The following is a 1,394-nucleotide window of genomic DNA, read 5'->3' as shown; positions in this document are numbered from 1 at the left end:
GGGGAACGGCGGTCTACCTCGCCTCTAACTATGGGGCCTGCACCACGGGCGAGATTGTGCGCGTGGATGGTGGCTATCACGTTCCCAGCGCACCAACAGCCCATAGAGCCCGCACCAAATCACCAAGGGCACGGCAAGCCGTGGGTCTGACTGGGTCAGTAGGATCACCGCGCCGATGAAATAGGGGATTGAAAATGTGATGGCGTCAAAAATCTGAAACACCGCATCGCCTGCGGCGGGCGGGGTTTGCATAATCCGCCCTGCGATACGGCCCGCAAAATCATTTTCGAACCATCCGACCGATTGACGTAAAACATGCCGATGTGCCCGCCAACGGATCAGCGTGCCGAAATTCGGCAGGATCGCATTGTTCAAAAGCCCCACATCCAAAAGCTGCATCAAAGGGCGGACTAGCACCACAAAGAGCGCGACTAAGCCAAGCTCGAGCCCGTGATTTGCAAACAGTTCTGCGGGACTACTGACTGATAGCAGATCAACAACGCGCCCCAAATAGACGATCAGCCCCAATTCAATCGAAGCGACCACCATCGACATAAAGGCGGCTGCGATGAACACCCGTTTGAAGGGTTGCGCATAGCCGCGCAAAAACGGCCAGAGTCGATTGGGGGGCGTATCCTCATCGGCGTAGGGCGTATAGGGATCTACCAGTGTTTCGAAAAATCGGAACATTGCATCGGGCCTGATTGGTTGATTGGGTCGCAGCCTGACCCTGTGGCGCAATATAGGGCGGGGCTCACATAAAGACCATTGCGGCTGTCAGCGCGAGGGCGCTTGCCATGGTTTTGCGAAAAATATTCCATGCACGCGGCGTGGTCAGAAGCCGCGCCAAGGCCGTTCCTGCTGCTGCCCAAAACAGACAGACAAAAAGATTAATTCCTGAAAAGGCGGACGAAAGGCGCAAGGCTTCTGTCAAAAGCGTGCCACCCGCGCCAAAGCCCGCAGCAGCGGCAAGGCTAACGGCCCAAACCTTGGGATTGACCCATTGAAACATCACAGCCTGAAGAAAGGTAAACGGCTTTGCGACCTGTCGCGCCTTAGGATCTGCCGGTTTGGCCCGCCATAGGGTGGATGCCATATAAAGGATCCAAGATGCTGCGGCTATTTTCATCACTAAGGCAGCCACTGGATAGGCCAATAAAATCGCGCTGACACCTAAGCTTGAGGCAGCAGCAATCACCCCCACCCCTGCGGCGACACCGAAAATATGCGGAATGGTCGCGCGAAACCCGAACAGCGCGCCTGATGTGGTCAAGAGGATAACATTTGGCCCAGGCGAAAACAGCCCTGCAAAAACAAATGGGTAAAGCGGATCCATGGGCGATGGTTAGGCAGGTTCACGCAGGATGCGCGGCACTTTGAACTCAACATTTTCC

Annotated in this window: 1 protein-coding gene and 2 pseudogenes; 1 reads left to right on the top strand and 2 read right to left on the bottom strand. The window is 55.7% G+C overall.

All coding sequences use genetic code 11. From position 1 onward, the window contains the following. Positions 1-95, top strand: a pseudogene (locus tag ACR0B3_RS23980) (NADH-specific enoyl-ACP reductase); the annotation flags it as partial. Here ACR0B3_RS23980 and ACR0B3_RS23975 read toward each other — a convergent pair. Together ACR0B3_RS23975 and ACR0B3_RS23970 are read right to left on the bottom strand one after the other, a co-directional pair. Continuing rightward, positions 52-690, bottom strand: a pseudogene (locus ACR0B3_RS23975) (ABC transporter transmembrane domain-containing protein); the annotation flags it as partial. The pseudogenes ACR0B3_RS23980 and ACR0B3_RS23975 sit on opposite strands and share 44 nt — an antisense overlap. A 64-nt stretch (positions 691-754) precedes the next feature. Beyond that, positions 755-1,336 carry a LysE family translocator gene (locus ACR0B3_RS23970; RefSeq protein WP_340262923.1) on the bottom strand — a complete coding sequence of 194 codons (582 nt, stop codon included), beginning with the start codon at positions 1,334-1,336 and terminating at the stop codon, positions 755-757. Between the last annotated feature and the right edge of the window lie 58 nt (positions 1,337-1,394).

The organism is Ruegeria sp. CE9 (assembly GCF_056537425.1).
This window is presented reverse-complemented; position numbering and strand designations above follow the sequence as displayed.